This window comes from Citrobacter rodentium NBRC 105723 = DSM 16636 (assembly GCF_021278985.1).
GTDB lineage: Bacteria > Pseudomonadota > Gammaproteobacteria > Enterobacterales > Enterobacteriaceae > Citrobacter_A > Citrobacter_A rodentium.
This window is the reverse complement of record NZ_CP082833.1, coordinates 1,602,745-1,621,696: the sequence shown is the minus strand read 5'-3', so window position 1 is coordinate 1,621,696 and position 18,952 is coordinate 1,602,745. Positions and strand designations below refer to the sequence as shown.

Here is an 18,952-nt window from a genome sequence, read left to right as displayed (position 1 = left end):
AGGAAATTTAAAATAATTTTCCGAGTGCCTGATATTTACTCAAATTGCCATTAAACCGCCAGTTTTTCGAGCGTTTCAAAACCGTAGCGCTGCAAAACGGGTAAAAGTTGCTCGGTTTCCGGCGTCAGCGCCATACAGTAAGCAATATTCGCCGCCGTTGATTTCGCATCCGGCGCTTCGTGTTCCAGCAGCCAGGCCGTGCGCCGCGCAATCGCCGCGCCGGAATCCACCAGTCGCGTCCCTTCCGGCAGAACGTGCAATAGCTCTTCTTTTAATAATGGGAAGTGCGTACAGCCGAGCACTACCGTGTCGGGAGGCTCTGACATACGCAGCCACGGACGCAGGATCCGCTGTAGCTCCTCCAGCGGTACAGGTTTACCGTGCAGTTTCGCTTCGGCCAGTTCAACCAGTTCAGCCGAACCCAGCATCGCGATCTGACATTCATTGGCAAAGCGTGCAATCAGTTCGTGCGTATAGGGCCGTTTCACCGTACCGCGCGTCGCCAGCAGCCCTACAATACCATTGGCGGTTAAGCGCGCCGCTGGCTTAATGGCCGGGACAACGCCAACTACCGGGAAAGCAAACTTTTCACGCAGGGCGGGAAGCGAGACGGTGCTGGCGGTATTACAGGCAATCACCGCTAGAGAAAGAGGACTGCGCTGCTGTACTGCGGTGACTATCTCGACAACGCGCTCGACGATAAACTCTTCGCTCTTCTCCCCGTAAGGAAAAGCCACGTTATCAAAAGCGTATATATAGTGGAGATCCGGCAGGAGTTGCCGAATCTCATCGTACACCGACAACCCACCGACGCCGGAGTCAAAGACCAGCACGGTGGGACGGGGATCAGAAGGTGTAGCTGCCAGACAAGGTGTATTCCCGTCCTGCAGTTTGGTAGCCATAAACTGTCTCGTAATCTTTATCGAACAGGTTGGCTATTTTACCACGAACTGTGAGATGTGAGGTGACAGGATAAGAAAGTCCGATATCCCATACGCTCAGTCCGCCCATTTTGACTCTGCGGGAATTGTCATAGTCGTAATCATAGCGTTCACCAATGTACTGATAGGTCACATCCCACCCCAGCTCATACACCTCGCCGCTCAGCTCATACTTCACCTGCTGTTTTGCGCGACGGTAAAGTTGCTGATCGGTTTCATCATCGCGCGGGTCGACATATTGCAACGTTAAGCGATGATCGACCGGTCCCGTAGTGAGATTGCCGGTCCACTCCAGGCCTTTAATGGTCGCGGATTTGACGTTGAAGTAGGTATTGTCGTTGTAATCGATCAGATTCTGGATTTTGTAGCGATAGGTCGACAGACGCCAGTCAACCGGCCCGGTCAATCCTTCTAATCCAGCTTCCCATTGCTTTGACTCTTCCGGCTTCAGGTTCGGGTTGGAGGCAATCCCAAACCGTTCAGCGCCAAACTGCTGCCCAAGCGAAGGCGCGAGGAAGCCCGTACCATAGGAAAGCGTCACTTTATAATCGTCGACAAACTGCCACCCTGCTGCCGTTTGCCAGGTGCCGTGCCAGCCAAACTGCTCGTCGTGATCTTCACGACCCGAGGCTTCCAGCGTCACGCTGTCGATCTGCTGCTGCCCGGTCAGATAAAGCCCGGTGTTGTCGCGCTTGTAATTATCAGTCCCGTACTCGCCAAAGGACATCAGCTTTTCCTGCTTCCAGTCGACGCCGGCACTGATAGCCCCATGTCCCACAACAACATTGTTGCCCCACTGGATATAGCGCTGCTCCATGTCATCGAGGCTATAACCTGTTGCATAACGCCCGTTCAGACTGCTGTAGTTGTAGTCTTTAATACGCTGGTAGTTTGCCACCAGTTGTGACGAGTAGATCCCGGAATTGAAACGCAGCCCGGTATCCCACGACTGGGTGTAATTTTGGTGCTCATCGTTTCCGCCGTCATAACCCCAGTTGCCCTGGTCATAGTCGGCGTTGCTGGCATAGCCGTAGCCGCGAAAATAGCCATCAAAATTATCGTTGAATTTATGTTCAACGCTGCCCCAGAACAGTTTGTTGCGATAACCGTCGCGATCGCCATCCCCGCTATAGCTGGAGCGCGGCTGCACGTCGAAGCCTTTAGTGGTCTGGTAAGCGCCCGCCGCTGTCACCACCGTATCGCCGAAGCGCTGACGCCAGGCACCATCATATTGCTGGTAGCCCTTTGACCCAACGCCTGCGTTGATCTGTGAACGTTCTTCACCCGCCATAGTGATGATATTGACCACGCCGCCAATCGCACCGGAACCGTAGATCGCTGAACGCGGCCCGCGGATATATTCGATGCGCTGCACCAGCGAAACCGGAATCTGGTCGATATCGGAGTTATTGGTAATACCCGGACGCGCGACCGGAATGCCATCCACCAGCACCAGGACGTGTTTGGCTTCAGTCCCACGCACAAAAAGCGAAGAGCTCTGTCCCATGCCGCCATTCTGCGCGACATCCACGCCCGGCAGACGACGCATAACATCCAGCACGGTTCTGGACTGCCAGCGTTCAATATCCTGCCGGGTAACGATATCCGTAGGGGCCAGTACAGTGTTGACGGGTTGTTGAAAGCGATTTGCCGTGACGACAAGCGTGTCCGGGGTGGCATCCTGTGCCCAACCAGAAAAAGCCGTGACGGAGAGCGCCGTCAGCAGCGACATTTTTTTAATCATTGTAAAGCATCCGCAATATAAGAAGGATGCCGCAGGTCCCACCGATAGTACGCGATGATGAAAACCAGTTGCGACGTTAGCCGGCAGGTCTTCGGGCTCGGAAGGTTATCCTTTTAGGGGATAGCAGAAATGAAGACTTCCCACCCGCAGGCAGTGTCTGCTTACGCTCTCATTTCACCTTTCCTTACCGCTGCGCGTCAGCCCCAGATTCGCACTGGATTCCCTTTTAACTCACAGGACCGGCACACGGATGCTACAGTCTGTTACAACTTACTGTCCAGCGCGTTTGTTAAATATGAGAAGTCATCAATAACTGGACATCCGTTGAGCAATCCCTACAATCCCCGCGTACTTTTATTTTTCAGGATGCATCATGACCCCCGAACACCTTCCGACAGAACAGTATGACGCGCAGCTCGCCGAAAAAGTGGTGCGCTTACAGAGTATGATGGCGCCGTTTTCTGACCTGGTTCCGGAAGTGTTCCGCTCGCCGGTCAGCCATTACCGTATGCGCGCCGAGTTCCGCATCTGGCACGACGGCGATGACCTGTACCATATTATTTTCGATCAGCAGACGAAAAGCCGCATTCGCGTCGACAGCTTCCCGGCGGCGAGTGAGTTGATTAACCAACTGATGAGCGCAATGATTGCAGGCGTGCGCAACAACCCTGTTCTGCGGCAAAAGCTGTTTCAGATTGATTACCTCACCACCATGAGCAACCAGGCGGTGGTGTCGCTGCTGTACCATAAGAAGCTGGACGAGGCGTGGCGGCAGGAAGCGGAAGCACTGCGTGACGCCCTGCGCGCGCAGAATCTGAACGTGCATCTGATTGGCCGGGCGACGAAGACCAAGATCGAACTGGATCAGGATTACATCGACGAACGTCTGCCGGTGGCGGGTAAAGAGATGATCTACCGTCAGGTAGAAAACAGCTTCACCCAGCCGAATGCGGCGATGAATATTCAGATGCTGGAGTGGGCGCTGGATGTCACCAGAGGGTCGAAAGGCGATCTGCTGGAACTATACTGCGGCAACGGCAACTTCTCTTTAGCGCTGGCGCGTAACTTTGACCACGTGCTGGCCACTGAAATCGCCAAGCCGTCCGTCGCCGCGGCGCAGTACAACATTGCGGCGAACGGCATCGAAAACGTGCAGATTATTCGCATGGCGGCAGAGGAATTTACTCAGGCGATGAATGGCGTTCGCGAGTTTAACCGCCTGAAGGGTGTCGATCTGAAAAGCTATCAGTGCGAAACCATTTTTGTCGATCCGCCGCGCAGCGGGCTGGACAGCGAGACAGAGAAGATGGTGCAGGCGTACCCGCGGATTTTATATATCTCCTGTAACCCGCAGACGCTGTGCAAAAACCTGGAAACATTAAGCCAGACGCATAAGATTGAACGTCTGGCGCTGTTCGATCAGTTCCCCTACACGCACCACATGGAGTGCGGGGTGCTACTCACCGCGAAGTAGCAGAGGCGGCTTGCCGGGCGCTTCGCTTGCCCGGCCTACAGATGAGTACACCACTCGGCGTTTTGCCGGGGGCGCTTCGCTTGCCCGGCCTACAAATGAGTACGCCATCCGGCGTTTTGCCGGGGGCGCTTCGCTTGCCCGGCCTACAAATGAGTACACCACTCGGCGTTTTGCTGGGGCACTTCGCCTGCCTGGCCTACGTAATATATGCCCCTGTAGGCCGGATAAGGCGCTTGCGTCGCCATCCGGCATTGACGTTATTCCGCGATATCCTGCGGGCGATTACGCATCTTCACGCCAATCCAGAACACCAGAATCACCGACAGCACCGCCGGGAAGAAGTTGGAGCCGATATCCGGATACTCCGCGCGCACCACGGTGCTGTACAGCAGCACGCCAAGAATAAAGCAGGCCGCAGCCAGACCCGGCAACCCCACGGGCATGGTGCGATTCTGATAACGTTGATGCAGACAGTACACCGTCAGCACCAGCGAAATAATCGGGAATACAGAGAACGGCACGATAGAGCTGAACAGCGCCGCGAATGTGCCATTGATCGATAAGCCAGCGACCAGCGCCAGCAGCAGCGTACCTTTATCCTGAACTGACTGTTTCATTACTCTTCCTTCACATTGTCCGGCATAAGGGACATCTTCTCTTGTTCACGGCGATACCAGTAATAGGCCCCTTTCGCAATCATGCGCAGTTGCAATACCAGTCGCTCTTCTAATTGTCGGCGCTGTTCCGCCCCCACATCCAGCGCCTCAGCCCCCGCGCTAAAGACAATCGTCACCATCGCTTCGGCTTGCGCTTCCGTGAAGGCGCGCGGCATATGGTTTTCGAGTTCCAGATAGTCCGCAAGTTCCGCGATAAAATGCTGAATTTCACGCGCAACGGCGGCACGAAAAGCGGCCGAGGTGCCGGAACGTTCGCGCAATAATAAACGGAAGGCGTTCGGGTTGTTGCCAATGAACTCCATAAATGTGGAAACCGAGGTACGGATCACGCTCCCGCCTTTGGCGATGCGCTGACGCGCCTGGCGCATCAGCTGTCGCAGCATCAGGCCGCTTTCATCGACCATTGTCAGCCCCAGTTCGTCAACATCACGGAAATGACGATAAAATGAGGTTGGCGCAATACCCGCTTCCCGCGCAACCTCACGCAAACTGAGGCTGGCAAAGCTACGCTCAGCGCTCAGTTGACTAAATGCGGCTTCTACCAGCGAACGCCGGGTTTTTTCTTTTTGCTGCGCTCTAACGCCCATCACGATGTCTGAGTCCTTCCATATGCCTTGCCTGGCACTATACCAGAGTTCAAAGTTAATCTGTTTGTTCAGCTTTGTGAATGATTGTTTACGCGCAGTTTGTGCTCCTGCTTCGCAAAAAAGCACAACGATAATTGGGTTAAAGGCAGGCGAATGTTATCATCGTGTTTATTTTATGTATAAAAACAGGTGAGTCATACCATGCCACATTCCTGGGATTACGATGCCATAGTAATAGGTTCAGGCCCCGGCGGCGAAGGCGCTGCAATGGGTCTGGTTAAGCAAGGAGCCCGCGTTGCGGTTATTGAGCGCTACCATAACGTTGGCGGCGGTTGCACCCACTGGGGCACCATCCCGTCAAAAGCGCTCCGCCATGCCGTCAGTCGTATTATTGAATTTAACCAGAACCCCCTTTACAGCGATCACTCCCGCCTGCTCCGTTCCTCCTTCGCCGACATTCTTAACCATGCCGATAACGTGATTAACCAGCAAACGCGTATGCGGCAGGGATTCTATGAGCGTAACCACTGCGAAATTTTACAGGGCAATGCCCATTTCGTTGACGAGCATACGCTGGCGCTGGAATGCTCCGACGGCACGGTCGAAACCCTGACCGCAGAAAAATTTGTCATTGCCTGCGGTTCCCGCCCCTACCATCCGGCGGACGTCGATTTCTCCCACCCGCGCATTTATGACAGCGACTCTATTCTCAGTCTGCATCATGAACCGCGTCACGTGATTATTTATGGCGCAGGGGTGATCGGCTGCGAATATGCGTCGATCTTCCGCGGAATGGACGTTAAAGTCGATTTGATCAATACCCGCGATCGTCTGCTGGCCTTTCTCGACCAGGAGATGTCAGACTCCCTCTCCTACCACTTCTGGAACAGCGGCGTCGTTATTCGTCACAACGAAGAGTATGAGAAGATTGAAGGCTGCGATGACGGCGTGATTATGCATCTCAAGTCAGGCAAAAAGCTGAAGGCCGACTGCCTGCTGTACGCCAATGGCCGCACCGGGAATACCGACTCCCTGGCCTTACAGAATATCGGCCTCGAAACGGACAGCCGCGGGCAGTTGAAGGTCAATAGCATGTACCAGACCGCGCTGCCGCACGTTTACGCAGTGGGCGATGTAATTGGTTATCCGAGCCTGGCGTCCGCCGCCTACGATCAGGGGCGCATCGCCGCGCAGGCGCTGGTGAAGGGTGAAGCGACGGCACATCTGATTGAAGATATCCCGACCGGCATCTACACCATTCCTGAAATCAGCTCCGTGGGGAAAACCGAACAGCAGCTGACGGCGATGAAAGTGCCTTACGAAGTGGGTCGTGCGCAGTTTAAGCATCTGGCGCGCGCGCAGATTGTCGGTATGAACGTCGGCACGCTGAAGATTTTGTTTCACCGGGAAACGAAAGAAATTCTCGGGATTCACTGCTTTGGCGAACGCGCGGCCGAGATTATTCACATCGGCCAGGCGATCATGGAGCAGAAAGGCGGCGGTAACACCATTGAGTATTTTGTTAACACCACCTTTAACTACCCGACAATGGCCGAAGCCTATCGGGTAGCGGTGCTGAACGGCTTAAACCGCCTTTTTTAACGCTTTGTCGAAATGGCCATCCATCGCCCCACGGATGGCCTCCGCCAGTTGCTCATAGCGACTGCGCAGCGGCGAACCCGGACGATAAACCAGCCCTACCGTACGGCGCGGTTCCGGCTTAATGCACGGCAGATAGACGACGCCGTCACGCCTGCGCTCCTGCGGCACCGCCAGCGCTGGCAGTAACGTAATCCCACTGCCCGCCGCCACCATGTTGCGCAGCGTTTCCAGACTGGTCGCGCGGAAGTGGGTATCTTCATCAGCGCCCGCTTCAAAGCAGAAGCCCATCGCCTGGTCGCGCAGACAGTGACCATCTTCCAGCATCAGCAGTTTTTCGCCAGCCAGATCGGCCATCGGCACGCAATCGCGATTCGCCCACGGGTGATCTTCATAGATCGCCAGCAGCATCGGCTCGTCGAACAGCGGCACTTCAATAAACGCTTCACTCTCTTTCACCAGCGCCAGAATAACGCAGTCCAGCTTACCGCTATCCAGCTGCGCCAGCAGCTGATGGGTTTGCGCTTCGTGCAGATACATTTCCAGCTTCGGGAAAGTCTGGTGCAGCATCGGAATAATATGCGGCAGCAGGTAAGGGCCTACCGTCGGAATTAAGCCAATATGCAGTGGACCTGACATGGTCTCGCCCTGCTGGCTTGCCATCTCCTTGAGCACTTTGACCTCACGCAGCACGGTGCGCGCCTGGTCCACCAGCAGCAAACCCGCCTGCGTGAACAGCACTTTACGACTCGTCCGCTCCAGCAGCATCACCCCCAGCTCATCTTCCAGCTTGCGGATTTGCCCGCTGAGCGTCGGCTGACTGACGTGACAGGAGTCAGCCGCACGCCGGAAATGGCGGTGTTCGGCTAATGCCACCAGGTATTCAAGATCACGAATATTCATTATTCATCCTCCGTCGCCACGATAGTTCATGGCGATAGGTAGCATAGCAACCAACGATTATCCCTATCAAGCTTTCTGACTAATAATACAACACGAAACGGAGCGGTACGTTTAACCCTTGAAGCCACCGCACGTTCAGAGAGTTTCTCTCAACCCGAATAACTAAAGCCAACGTGAACTTTTGCGGACCCCGTGGTCCGCATTTTTTTTGCATAAAAAAGCCCGGCACAGGGCCAGGCTCTTAAAGCTTGTTGCCGGATGCGCTTCGTTTATCCGGCAAACTCCTCTACCCCAGCCGCGCCTTCGCGTAGCTAATGGCCTGCGCCACCTGCTGCGGAGAAACGCCGCCCTTCGCCGCCCGCTTATCGAGGCATGACTGCAACGAAAGAATGGGATACACGTCGTCGCCAATCACGCCGCTGAATTTTTGCAGCTCCGCCAGCGGCAGCTCCTCCAGCGCTTTCCCCTGACGAATCGCCTCCACCACCGTTTCACCCACGATATGGTGCGCTTCACGGAACGGCACGCCTTTCGCCACCAGATAGTCCGCCAGTTCAGTGGCGTTAGCATAGCCCTGCTGCGCGGCTTCCTGGCAGCGTGGACGCCGCACCTGAATACCGTCCAGCACCAGCGTGGCCATATGCAGACAATCCAGCCAGGTGTCGAGCGCGTCGAACAGCCCCTCTTTGTCTTCCTGCATATCCTTGTTGTAGGCCAGCGGCAGACCTTTCAACGTCATCATCATGCCGGTCAGCGCGCCCTGCACCCGGCCACACTTGCCGCGAATCAGCTCCAGCGCATCCGGGTTTTTCTTCTGCGGCATCAGCGACGAACCGGAGGTCACGCGGTCAGACAGCTCGACAAATCCCGCTTCGCCGGTGTTAAAGAAAATCAGGTCTTCGGCAAAACGCGACAGGTGCACCATGCCGATAGCGGCGCCCGACAGCAGTTCCAGCACGTGATCGCGGTCGGAGACGCTGTCCAGGCTGTTACACGTCGCGCAAGCAAAGCCCAGCCAGCCGGCCAGCTGTTCCCGGTCGATCTCATAGGCGGTGCCCGCCAGCGCGCCGCAGCCTAACGGGCTGACGTCCAGACGCTTCAGGGCATCCTGCAGGCGGCTTTCGTCGCGCGCCAGCATTTCCACATACGCCAGGCACCAGTGGGCAAACGTCACCGGCTGCGCACGCTGCAAATGGGTATAACCCGGCATCACCGCATCCTGATTAACCTCTGCCGTTGCCACCAGCGCGCTTTGCAGCTGGCGGTTGGCGGCAAGCAGCTCGCCGACCGTATCTTTGCACCACAGCTTCAAATCGGTGGCGACCTGGTCGTTACGGCTACGTCCGGTATGCAGCTTTTTGCCTAACTGACCGACTTTGTCGATCAGCTTACCTTCCACCCAGCTGTGAATATCTTCCGCGTCGCTTTCCAGGATCTGCTGCGGATTCGCGCGAACCTCTTCCAGCAAAACGTTGAGCGCCTCTTCCAGCTGGCGCTGTTCGTCCGCGGTTAACACGCCGACGGTGACCAGCGCTTTGGACCAGGCGACAGAGCCCACAATATCCTGCTCCGCCAGGCGGTAGTCGAAGCGCAACGAGTCGTTGAACTGTTTAAACCGCTGATCTGCTGCCTGTGTAAAACGCCCACCCCAAAGTGCCATAACGTACGTCCTTAAATTCTGATGTTAATGCCGGATGGCGCTACGCTTATCCGGCCTACGAATACTACCGGATGGCGCTGCGCTTACCCGGCCTACGGTCTTGCAGACCCGGCTAGCAGAGCGCCGCCGGGCATTAAATCTTACGCTAAAATACGGGTGCCTATCGGCGTACCGTTAAACAGCGCCGGCAGCTGCTCGGCGTGACGCCAGGAGGCGATATCCACCGGACGACCCAGCGTACGCGCCGCATCCAGCGCGGCGTTGACCTTCACGATCATGCCGTCAGTGATAATACCCTGCTCAATCAGCTGTTCCGCCTTCGCAGCAGTCATTTCAGCAATACGCTGGCCTTTGCCGTCGAGGATGCCGCTCACGTCCGAGAGCAGGATCAGATCCGCCCCCAGCGTCGCCGCCAGCGCGGTCGCCGCCTGGTCCGCGTTGACGTTCATTAACAGCCCTTCTTCCGTCGCGCCGATTGAACTCACTACCGGCAGAAAACCGCCGTTCAGCAGGGTGTTAATCAGCGCCGGCGACCCCGGCTGCGCCAGCCCGACATGACCCAGTTCCTCATCAAGCTGGGTCACTTTGACGCTATCGCCATCGCCCAGGTAGAGGCCGACGGAAGCGATATGATGTTTTTTCGCCCATGCCAGCAGCGTTTTGTTCGCCGTTCCCGCCAGCGCGCCGGTAATAATGTCAATCTGATCGGCTGGCGTGACGCGCAGGCCGTTTTTCTTTTTCACCGGCAGATTCAGCCCTTTCATCAGCTCATCAACCACGCAGCCGCCGCCGTGGACAATCACCAGCGGGCGTTGATGCGTTTCGCGATAGTTAACCAGCGCGGTAAACAGACGCGCCAGCGCCTCTTCGCTATCCAGTAATACGCCACCCAGCTTGATAATTAATGGATTCATCATTGCACCCTTAAACAAGAGACTGCGTTTCAGCAAAGCCGAAACGAATATTAGCGCACTGCACAGCCTGCGCCGCCGCGCCTTTCAATAAGTTATCTTCGGTCGCCACCACGATCAAATGCTCGCCCTGAACGGCAAAACCGATATCACAAAATGGCAGCCCGACCACATTCTTCAGCGCCGGAACGCCCTGCTCATACAGGCGTACCAGCGGTTTATCGTCATACGCCTGGCGCAGCGCCTGAGCGACCTGCGCATGGGTCACCCCCGGCTTCAGACGGCAGGTGATGGTTTCAAGGATCCCGCGCGGGAAGTTGCCCAGATGGGGAGTAAAGATCACCTCCGCCCCCAGGTGGCTGGCGATCTCCGGCTGGTGGCGATGGGTAAATACGCCGTACGGCTGTAAGCTGACTTCACAGAAACTGTTAGACAGCGCGGCCTTGCGCCCCGCGCCGCTCACCCCACTGGTGGCGTTGATTACCGGCCAGTAGGTCAGATCCAGCAGCCCGCCATCAATCAGCGGTTTCAGCGAAAGCTGCGCCGCCGTCGGGTAACAGCCCGGCACGGCAATCAGATTCGCCTCTTTCAGCGCATCCACGCTCCACTCCGCCAGCCCGTACACCGCCTGTGCCAGCAGTTCAGGATGCTGATGGCTGAAGCCATAATATTTTTCATAGAACCCGGCGTCGTTGACGCGAAACGCGCCGGAGAGATCGAATACCACGCAACCGGCCGCCAGGAACTGCGGCGCCAGATCGTGGCTGACTTCGTGCGCCGTGGCCAGGAACACCACGTCCACGCCGTCGGAAAACTCACGGATGTCGGACATCGGCTGCAACGGGAGATCAACAATGCCTTTAAGCTGGGGATGCAAATCGGAGATTAACTTTCCTGCATCATTGCTTTGCGCTGAGACGGTCAAAGCGGTTATGGTCATATGAGGGTGGCGATTTACGTAGCTTACAAGCTCTGCGCCCGCATAACCGCTAGCGCCTACAATCAGCGTATTCAACATCGGGTTCCTTTATGCTCAACGTTAATGTATTTTTATTCACATTTTGTGCATGAATATTGATACTATCACGACCTAAGGTGTGTCAACAATGAAAATGAACTTACCGCCATTTATCGAGATTTACCGCGCCCTGATTGCCACACCGTCCATCAGCGCCACCGAAGAAGCGTTGGACCAGAGCAACGAGTCTTTAATCAATCTGCTGGCGGGTTGGTTCAGCGAACTTGGTTTCAATGTAGAGGTGCAACCGGTTCCGGGCACCCGCAATAAATTCAACCTGCTCGCCAGCACCGGCCACGGCGCGGGCGGGCTGCTGCTGACGGGTCATACCGACACCGTGCCGTTTGACGACGGTCGCTGGACCCGCGATCCGTTCACCCTGACCGAACACGACAACAAGCTGTACGGCCTGGGAACGGCGGACATGAAGGGTTTCTTCGCGTTTATTCTCGACGCCCTGCGCGACGTGGACGTAACGAAACTGAAAAAACCGCTCTACGTGCTGGCGACCGCCGACGAAGAAACTAGCATGGCCGGCGCGCGTTATTTCTCGGAGAACGCGACGATTCGTCCGGACTGCGCCATCATCGGTGAACCCACCTCGCTGCAGCCGATTCGCGCTCACAAGGGCCATATTTCTACGGCGGTGCGCGTGCTGGGCCAGTCCGGTCACTCCAGCGATCCGGCGCGCGGTGTGAATGCCATTGAGCTGATGCACGATGCGATTGGCCGCATTATGCAGTTGCGCGACTCGCTGAAAGAGCGTTACCACTATGAAGCGTTCACCGTGCCCTATCCGACGCTTAATCTCGGCAGCCTGCACGGCGGCGACGCATCGAACCGCATCTGCGCCTGCTGTGAACTGCATATGGATATCCGCCCGCTACCGGGTATGACGTTAAGCGAACTCGACGGCCTTCTGGCGGAAGCGCTGGCGCCGGTTAGCGAGCGCTGGCCGGGACGCCTGACGGTGGCGGAACTGCATCCGCCGATTCCGGGCTACGAATGCCCGCCGGATCATCAACTGGTGGAAATGGTGGAAAAGCTGCTTGGCGAGAAAACCGACGTGGTGAACTACTGTACCGAAGCGCCGTTTATTCAGACCCTGTGCCCGACGCTGGTGCTCGGCCCCGGCTCCATCAATCAGGCGCATCAGCCTGATGAATATCTGGAGACGCGTTTTATTAAGCCGACCCGGGAGCTGATTACCCAGGTTGTACACCATTTCTGCTGGCACTGATCGTCTGCCCGCCGCGTTAATTCTTTGGTATTAAACGCGGCGTTTTTTTACATTTTCATAAGTAATGCTTATTTGATTCACGAGGAATTAAATAACGTAAATTAGCCGCTATTTATTGGTTTGCTGAACCGATTTCGCAGCAATTGACGCCACGGTTTTTACGTGGCTTTATAAGATGAGTAAGTGATGTGAAAAAATTAAGTCCGCACGATTTCGCGTTGCAGCAGACGGCAAACGAGCGCAGCCAACACGGCTACAGCGTGAAAGAATCAGGACATTTACAAAAGAGATGGGGTGTCTGGGTTAATATGAACGAACAATATTCCGCGTTGCGTAGTAATGTCAGTATGCTCGGCAAAGTGCTGGGAGAAACCATCAAGGATGCGCTGGGAGAGAACATTCTTGATCGCGTAGAAACAATCCGTAAGCTGTCAAAATCTTCACGCGCTGGCAATGAGGCAAATCGCCAGGAGTTGCTCACCACGTTACAGAATCTGTCAAACGATGAGCTGCTGCCGGTCGCACGCGCCTTTAGCCAGTTTCTCAACCTGGCCAACACCGCAGAGCAGTATCACAGCATTTCGCCGAAGGGCGAAGCCGCCAGCAACCCGGAAGTGATTGCCCGCACCCTGCGTAAACTCAAAAACCAGCCGAATCTCAACGAAGCCACCATCAAAAAAGCGGTGGAATCTTTGTCGCTGGAGCTGGTGCTGACCGCGCATCCGACAGAAATCACCCGCCGCACGCTGATCCACAAAATGGTGGAAGTCAACGCCTGCTTAAAACAGCTCGATAACAAAGATATCGTCGATTACGAGCGCCACCAGCTGATGCGCCGTTTGCGCCAGCTGATTGCCCAGTCATGGCACACGGATGAAATTCGTAAACAGCGGCCAAGCCCGGTCGATGAAGCCAAGTGGGGCTTCGCGGTGGTGGAGAACAGCCTGTGGCAGGGCGTGCCGAACTATCTGCGCGAACTGAACGAACAGCTGGAAGAGAATCTCGGCTATCAGTTGCCGGTTGATTTTGTCCCCGTGCGATTCACGTCATGGATGGGCGGCGACCGCGACGGCAACCCGAACGTCACCGCGGACATTACCCGCCACGTTCTGCTGCTGAGCCGCTGGAAGGCCACCGATCTGTTCCTGAAAGATATTCAGGTGCTGGTCTCAGAGCTGTCGATGGTCGACGCCACGCCGGAGCTGTTAGCGATGGTTGGCGAAGAAGGCGCCAGTGAGCCGTACCGCTATCTGATGAAAAATCTGCGTTCCCGCCTGATGGCGACCCAGGCGTGGCTGGAAGCGCGTCTGAAAGGCGAAAAACTGCCGAAGCCGGCGGGACTGCTGACGCAAAACGAACAGCTGTGGGAGCCGCTGTACGCCTGTTACCAGTCGCTGCAGGCCTGCGGCATGGGCATTATCGCCAACGGCGAACTGCTCGACACCCTGCGTCGCGTGAAATGCTTCGGCGTACCGCTGGTGCGCATTGATATCCGTCAGGAAAGCACCCGTCATACCGAAGCGCTGGGCGAACTGACCCGCTACCTCGGCATCGGCGATTATGAAAGCTGGTCCGAAGCGGACAAACAGGCGTTCCTGATCCGCGAGCTGAACTCCAAGCGTCCGCTGCTGCCACGTCACTGGGAGCCGAGCAACGACACCCGCGAAGTGCTCGATACCTGTAAGGTCATTGCCGAAGCGCCGAAAGGGTCGATTGCCGCCTACGTCATCTCAATGGCGAAAACGCCGTCTGACGTCCTGGCCGTCCACCTGCTGTTAAAAGAGGCCGGAATTGGCTTCGCGATGCCGGTTGCCCCGCTGTTCGAAACCCTTGACGACCTGAATAACGCCGACGACGTCATGACCCAGCTGCTGAACATCGACTGGTATCGCGGCCTGATTCAGGGCAAGCAGATGGTGATGATCGGCTACTCCGACTCGGCGAAAGACGCCGGGGTGATGGCGGCGTCCTGGGCGCAGTATCAGGCGCAGGATGCGTTAATCAAGACCTGCGAAAAAGCGGGCATTGAACTGACGCTGTTCCACGGTCGCGGCGGCTCCATTGGTCGCGGCGGCGCGCCTGCCCACGCGGCGCTGCTCTCCCAGCCGCCGGGCAGTCTGAAAGGCGGCCTGCGCGTCACCGAGCAGGGCGAGATGATCCGCTTTAAGTACGGCCTGCCGGAAGTGACCGTCAGCAGCCTGTCGCTTTACACCAGCGCGATTCTGGAGGCGAACCTGCTGCCGCCGCCGGAGCCGAAGGACGCCTGGCGTCATATCATGGACGAACTGTCGGTTATCTCCTGCGATCTGTACCGTGGCTACGTTCGCGAAAATAAAGACTTTGTGCCCTATTTCCGTTCCGCAACGCCGGAGCAGGAGCTGGGCAAACTACCGCTCGGTTCACGACCGGCGAAACGTCGTCCGACCGGCGGAGTGGAATCGCTGCGCGCCATCCCGTGGATCTTCGCCTGGACGCAAAACCGACTGATGCTGCCAGCCTGGCTGGGCGCAGGAACCGCGCTGCAAAAAGTGGTCGAAGACGGCAAGCAGAGCGAACTGGAAGCCATGTGCCGCGACTGGCCATTCTTCTCCACCCGCCTCGGGATGCTGGAAATGGTCTTCGCCAAAGCGGATTTGTGGCTGGCGGAATATTACGATCAGCGTCTGGTCGCCAAAGAGCTGTGGCCGCTGGGCAAAGAACTGCGTAATCTGCTGGCAGAGGACATCAAAGTGGTGCTGGATATCGCCAACGACTCGCATCTGATGGCCGATCTGCCGTGGATTGCCGAATCTATTCAGTTGCGGAATATCTACACCGACCCGCTGAACGTTCTGCAGGCCGAACTGCTGCACCGCTCACGCCTGACGGAAGAACAGGGCAAAGAGCCGGACCCGCGCGTGGAACAGGCGCTGATGGTCACCATCGCCGGCGTTGCCGCAGGTATGCGTAATACCGGCTAAATTCCTATTTTTCGTACCCTCGTGCTATTGCGCGAGGGTGCGCTAAAATATTTCTGTCATAAATGTTTCGTTTTACTTATATTCCTGTCTGTTTTTTCTACTGTAAGAATTTTCGGCGTAAACACCCTTTGGCGTGCGAAGCTTCAGATTCTCTTAAGATTTAGTCGTTACGTTTGGCAATACGTTTAAAGACAGGCTACCACTATGCATTCCACAAAATTCCAGCCCGCGTCCGCATTTAGCGGAAAGGCCCTTGGCTGGGCGATGCTTTACTTTTGGTTTTTTTCGACACTACTTCAGGCAATCATATTTATAAGCGGCTACAGCGGCACTAACGGGCTGCGGGACTCCCTGTTATATAGCTCTCTGTGGCTGATCCCGGTGTTCTTATTCCCTAACCGTATCCGTATTATTGCGGCGGTGACGGGCATCATCCTGTGGGCGGCCTCGCTGGCGGCGCTGAGCTATTACGTTATTTACGGGCAGGAGTTCTCGCAGAGCGTACTGTTCGTGATGTTTGAAAGTAATGCTAACGAAGCCAGCGAATATCTGGCCCAGTACTTCAGCATGAAGCTCGTCCTTATCGCCCTGGCCTATACGGCGGTGGCGATCTTCCTGTGGACGCGTCTGCGCCCGGTCTATATCCCTTCGCCGTGGCGCTATCTGATCTCATTCGCCCTGCTTTACGGGCTGATACTGCATCCACTCGCAACAGGCACCTTGATTAAACACAAGCCGTTTGAGAAGTCGCTGGACAGCCTGGCCTCGCGGATGGAGCCTGCCGCGCCGTGGCAATTTATCTCCGGCTACTATCAGTATCAGCGCCAGCTGACGTCGCTGAATAATCTGCTTAATGAAAACAACGCGCTGCCGCCGCTGGCAAACTTTAAAGACAGCAGCGGCGATGCACCGCGCACGCTGGTGCTGGTGATTGGCGAATCCACCCAGCGCGGTCGCATGAGCCTGTACGGCTACCCGCGTGAAACGACGCCGCAGCTGGACGCGCTGCATAAGACAGACCCGAATCTGACCGTGTTTAACAACGTGGTGACCTCGCGCCCCTACACGATCGAAATTTTGCAGCAGGCGCTGACCTTCGCGAACGAAAAGCAGCCGGATCTGTATCTGACCAGACCGTCGCTGATGAACATGATGAAGCAGGCGGGTTATAAGACCTTCTGGATCACCAACCAGCAGACGATGACCGCGCGCAATACCATGCTGACGGTTTTCTCTAAGCAGACCGATAAGCAGTTTTATATGAACCAGCAGCGCACCCAGAGCGCGCGCGAATATGACAGCAACGTGCTGGCGCCGTTTAAAGAAGTGATGGCCGACCCGGCGCCGAAAAAGTTCATCATCGTTCACCTGCTGGGCACCCACATTAAGTACAAGTTCCGCTATCCGGAAAACGAGGGCAAGTTCGATGGCAATACCGATCACCTGCCGCCGGGGCTGAGCGAAGAGGAACGGGAATCGTACAACGATTACGATAACGCGAACCTGTATAACGATAAGGTCGTGGCAACTCTGATTAAGGATTATAAGGCGGCCGATCCGAACGGCTTCCTGCTCTATCTCTCCGATCACGGCGAAGAGGTCTATGATACGCCGCCGCATAAGACGCAGGGGCGTAACGAGGACAGCCCAACGCGCCATATGTATACCGTGCCGTTCCTGCTGTGGACCTCGGAAAAATGGCAGGCGGCGCATCCGCGTGATTTCTCGCAGTATGTGGACAGAAAGTACAGCAGCTCCGAGCTGATCCATACCTGGTCCGATCTGGCGAGATTAAGCTACGAAGGTTACGATCCGACGCGCTCCGTGGTTAACCCGCAGTTCAAAGAGATTACGCGCTGGATTGGCAACCCGTACAAGAAAAATGCGCTGATTGATTATGACACTCTGCCGTATGGCGACCAGGTGGGGAATCAGTAAAGCGCTCCATTGCCGGGCAAGCGAAGCGCCCCCGGCAATAATCACTTGAGGACATCTGTTTTCAACGTTACTGTTTCTCCTGTCTGCGCTCCGCAAAGGATTAACATGTATCAGGATGTCAGCCATCTTCTTTCCCACCTGATTAACGGCCCCGCTTCGCTGCGGCGGATTTTTTTCGCCTCCGCCAGCACACCCGCGCCGGACCTGGCGTATCAGGTGGATTTTCCACGACTGGAGATCGTACTGGAAGGTGAGCTGACCGATGCCAGCGTTGGCGATACGCTGGTCGCTTGCGACGTACTCTACGTTCCGGCGGGCGGCTGGAACCTCCCGCGCTGGCAAACGCCGGTCACCACGCTTAGCATCCTGTTCGGAAAACAGCAGTTAGGCTTCAGCGTGGTGCAATGGGACGGCAAAAGCTACCAGAATCTGGCGAAACAGCACGTTGCGCGACGCGGCCCGCGGATCGGCTCTTTCCTGCTGCAAACGCTCAATGAAATGCAGATGCAGCCGCAGGAGCAGCAAACGGCGCGGCTGATTATCGCCAGCCTGCTCAGTCACTGTCGCGACCTGCTCGGCAGCCAGATCCAAACCTCTTCCCGCAGTCAGGCGCTGTTTGAAGCCATTCGCAGCTATATTGATGAACATTACGCCTCGCCGCTCACCCGCGAGTAGGTGGCGCAGGCGTTTTATATCTCGCCGAACTATCTCTCGCACCTGTTTCAAAAAACGGGCGCCGTCGGCTTTAACGAGTATCTGAACCATACGCGGCTGGAGCATGCCAAAACGTTGCTGAAGGGCTACGACCTGAAGGTGAAAGAGGTGGCGCATACCTGCGGATTTGTGGACAGTAACTACTTTTGCCGTCTGTTCCGTAAAAACACCGAACGGTCGCCGTCGGAGTATCGCCGACAGTATCACAGCCAGTTGACGGAAAAACCGGTTACTCCAGAATGAGATGCGTCTGTTGCGGAGCGGTCAGCAGTTTGCGCACTGCGCTTATCACCCGCTGCGGCTCGCGCAGAAACGCGCTTATCCCCGACTGCACGTAGCGGCTCTGGCTAAAACGTTCCGCGCCTGCCAGTTCGATATCGGTAATCAGCAGCACGGCGTCAGCCCGGCCGATCTCCTCCTCCGTTAAGCGATTTTCCGTACCGAGCGCGCCCTGTGTTTCAATTTTAACGTTCCATTTTTCCTGCTGACAAAGCTTCTCCAGCCGTTCAGCCGCCATGTAGGTATGCGCCACGCCGCTAACGCAGGCGGTCACGGCAACCAGATAGCGTCCCGTTGAGACGGACAT

The 18,952-nt window shown here is 56.3% G+C and carries 14 protein-coding genes, 1 pseudogene and 1 riboswitch; of the genes and pseudogenes, 6 read left to right on the top strand and 9 right to left on the bottom strand.

Translation table 11 applies throughout. The annotated features are described in order from the left end of the window. Positions 1-50: 50 nt before the first annotated feature. Together murI and btuB are read right to left on the bottom strand one after the other, a co-directional pair. Positions 51-902, bottom strand: coding sequence for a glutamate racemase (murI, locus tag K7R23_RS07615; protein ID WP_012907765.1), 852 nt, complete (start codon positions 900-902; stop codon positions 51-53). Beyond that, positions 847-2,685 carry a TonB-dependent vitamin B12 receptor BtuB gene (gene btuB, locus K7R23_RS07610; RefSeq protein ID WP_012907766.1) on the bottom strand — a complete coding sequence of 613 codons (1,839 nt, stop codon included), beginning with the start codon at positions 2,683-2,685 and terminating at the stop codon, positions 847-849. The genes murI and btuB overlap by 56 nt, the downstream gene beginning before the upstream one ends. Positions 2,686-2,750: 65 nt before the next feature. Beyond that, positions 2,751-2,944: riboswitch (cobalamin riboswitch) on the bottom strand. A 114-nt stretch (positions 2,945-3,058) separates the two neighbouring features. On the opposite strand from btuB, the gene trmA reads away from it, so the two are divergent. Next, positions 3,059-4,159 carry a tRNA (uridine(54)-C5)-methyltransferase TrmA gene (trmA, locus tag K7R23_RS07605; RefSeq protein WP_012907767.1) on the top strand — a complete coding sequence of 367 codons (1,101 nt, stop codon included), beginning with the start codon at positions 3,059-3,061 and terminating at the stop codon, positions 4,157-4,159. A gap of 257 nt (positions 4,160-4,416) precedes the next feature. Here the strand turns inward: trmA and K7R23_RS07600 are convergent, their stop codons facing one another. Then, positions 4,417-4,776 (bottom strand): YijD family membrane protein, encoded by a 360-nt coding sequence (locus K7R23_RS07600; RefSeq protein ID WP_012907768.1) that lies wholly within the window; start codon positions 4,774-4,776, stop codon positions 4,417-4,419. After that, positions 4,776-5,426, bottom strand: coding sequence for an HTH-type transcriptional repressor FabR (gene fabR, locus K7R23_RS07595; protein ID WP_043013910.1), 651 nt, complete (start codon positions 5,424-5,426; stop codon positions 4,776-4,778). The genes K7R23_RS07600 and fabR overlap by 1 nt, the downstream gene beginning before the upstream one ends. Before the next feature lie 198 nt (positions 5,427-5,624). On the opposite strand from fabR, the gene sthA reads away from it, so the two are divergent. Continuing rightward, positions 5,625-7,025, top strand: coding sequence for a Si-specific NAD(P)(+) transhydrogenase (gene sthA / locus K7R23_RS07590; RefSeq protein WP_012907770.1), 1,401 nt, complete (start codon positions 5,625-5,627; stop codon positions 7,023-7,025). Here the strand turns inward: sthA and oxyR are convergent. The 4 genes from oxyR to argC all read right to left on the bottom strand — a co-directional run bounded on the left by oxyR (position 7,008) and on the right by argC (position 11,514). Beyond that, the gene (oxyR, locus tag K7R23_RS07585; protein ID WP_012907771.1) at positions 7,008-7,925 is read right to left on the bottom strand and encodes a DNA-binding transcriptional regulator OxyR; all 918 of its coding nucleotides are present in this window, start codon (positions 7,923-7,925) and stop codon (positions 7,008-7,010) included. The two genes, sthA and oxyR, sit on opposite strands and share 18 nt — an antisense overlap. Before the next feature lie 286 nt (positions 7,926-8,211). Then, the gene (argH, locus tag K7R23_RS07580) at positions 8,212-9,585 is read right to left on the bottom strand and encodes an argininosuccinate lyase (protein ID WP_012907772.1); all 1,374 of its coding nucleotides are present in this window, start codon (positions 9,583-9,585) and stop codon (positions 8,212-8,214) included. 140 nt (positions 9,586-9,725) lie between these two features. Then, on the bottom strand, positions 9,726-10,502 hold the full coding sequence (gene argB / locus K7R23_RS07575) for an acetylglutamate kinase (RefSeq protein ID WP_148222109.1): 777 nt from the start codon (positions 10,500-10,502) through the stop codon (positions 9,726-9,728). 7 nt (positions 10,503-10,509) lie between these two features. After that, on the bottom strand, positions 10,510-11,514 hold the full coding sequence (gene argC / locus K7R23_RS07570; RefSeq protein ID WP_012907774.1) for an N-acetyl-gamma-glutamyl-phosphate reductase: 1,005 nt from the start codon (positions 11,512-11,514) through the stop codon (positions 10,510-10,512). An 88-nt stretch (positions 11,515-11,602) separates the two neighbouring features. On the opposite strand from argC, the gene argE reads away from it, so the two are divergent. The 4 genes and pseudogenes from argE to K7R23_RS07550 all read left to right on the top strand — a co-directional run bounded on the left by argE (position 11,603) and on the right by K7R23_RS07550 (position 18,609). Continuing rightward, a complete protein-coding gene (gene argE / locus K7R23_RS07565) occupies positions 11,603-12,754 on the top strand; it encodes an acetylornithine deacetylase (RefSeq protein ID WP_012907775.1) in 1,152 nt (383 codons plus the stop codon). 308 nt (positions 12,755-13,062) lie between these two features. Continuing rightward, on the top strand, positions 13,063-15,714 hold the full coding sequence (gene ppc, locus K7R23_RS07560) for a phosphoenolpyruvate carboxylase (RefSeq protein ID WP_012907776.1): 2,652 nt from the start codon (positions 13,063-13,065) through the stop codon (positions 15,712-15,714). A 204-nt stretch (positions 15,715-15,918) separates the two neighbouring features. Then, a complete protein-coding gene (locus K7R23_RS07555; RefSeq protein WP_012907777.1) occupies positions 15,919-17,652 on the top strand; it encodes a phosphoethanolamine transferase CptA in 1,734 nt (577 codons plus the stop codon). Positions 17,653-17,757: 105 nt separating this feature from the next. Then, positions 17,758-18,609, top strand: a pseudogene (locus tag K7R23_RS07550) (helix-turn-helix transcriptional regulator). Here the strand turns inward: K7R23_RS07550 and K7R23_RS07545 are convergent. Beyond that, positions 18,596-18,952: a PTS fructose-like transporter subunit IIB gene (locus tag K7R23_RS07545; RefSeq protein ID WP_012907778.1), complete on the bottom strand. Its 357-nt coding sequence runs from the start codon at positions 18,950-18,952 to the stop codon at positions 18,596-18,598. The pseudogene K7R23_RS07550 and the gene K7R23_RS07545 sit on opposite strands and share 14 nt — an antisense overlap.

Coding starts and splice junctions, on each gene's coding strand:
- murI (WP_012907765.1), bottom strand. CDS start 902: ATGGCTACCAAACTGCAGGACGGGAATACACCTTGTCTGGCAGCTACA.
- btuB (WP_012907766.1), bottom strand. CDS start 2,685: ATGATTAAAAAAATGTCGCTGCTGACGGCGCTCTCCGTCACGGCTTTT.
- trmA (WP_012907767.1), top strand. CDS start 3,059: ATGACCCCCGAACACCTTCCGACAGAACAGTATGACGCGCAGCTCGCC.
- K7R23_RS07600 (WP_012907768.1), bottom strand. CDS start 4,776: ATGAAACAGTCAGTTCAGGATAAAGGTACGCTGCTGCTGGCGCTGGTC.
- sthA (WP_012907770.1), top strand. CDS start 5,625: ATGCCACATTCCTGGGATTACGATGCCATAGTAATAGGTTCAGGCCCC.
- oxyR (WP_012907771.1), bottom strand. CDS start 7,925: ATGAATATTCGTGATCTTGAATACCTGGTGGCATTAGCCGAACACCGC.
- argH (WP_012907772.1), bottom strand. CDS start 9,585: ATGGCACTTTGGGGTGGGCGTTTTACACAGGCAGCAGATCAGCGGTTT.
- argB (WP_148222109.1), bottom strand. CDS start 10,502: ATGATGAATCCATTAATTATCAAGCTGGGTGGCGTATTACTGGATAGC.
- argC (WP_012907774.1), bottom strand. CDS start 11,514: ATGTTGAATACGCTGATTGTAGGCGCTAGCGGTTATGCGGGCGCAGAG.
- argE (WP_012907775.1), top strand. CDS start 11,603: ATGAAAATGAACTTACCGCCATTTATCGAGATTTACCGCGCCCTGATT.
- ppc (WP_012907776.1), top strand. CDS start 13,063: ATGAACGAACAATATTCCGCGTTGCGTAGTAATGTCAGTATGCTCGGC.
- K7R23_RS07555 (WP_012907777.1), top strand. CDS start 15,919: ATGCATTCCACAAAATTCCAGCCCGCGTCCGCATTTAGCGGAAAGGCC.
- K7R23_RS07545 (WP_012907778.1), bottom strand. CDS start 18,952: ATGTCCGTCTCAACGGGACGCTATCTGGTTGCCGTGACCGCCTGCGTT.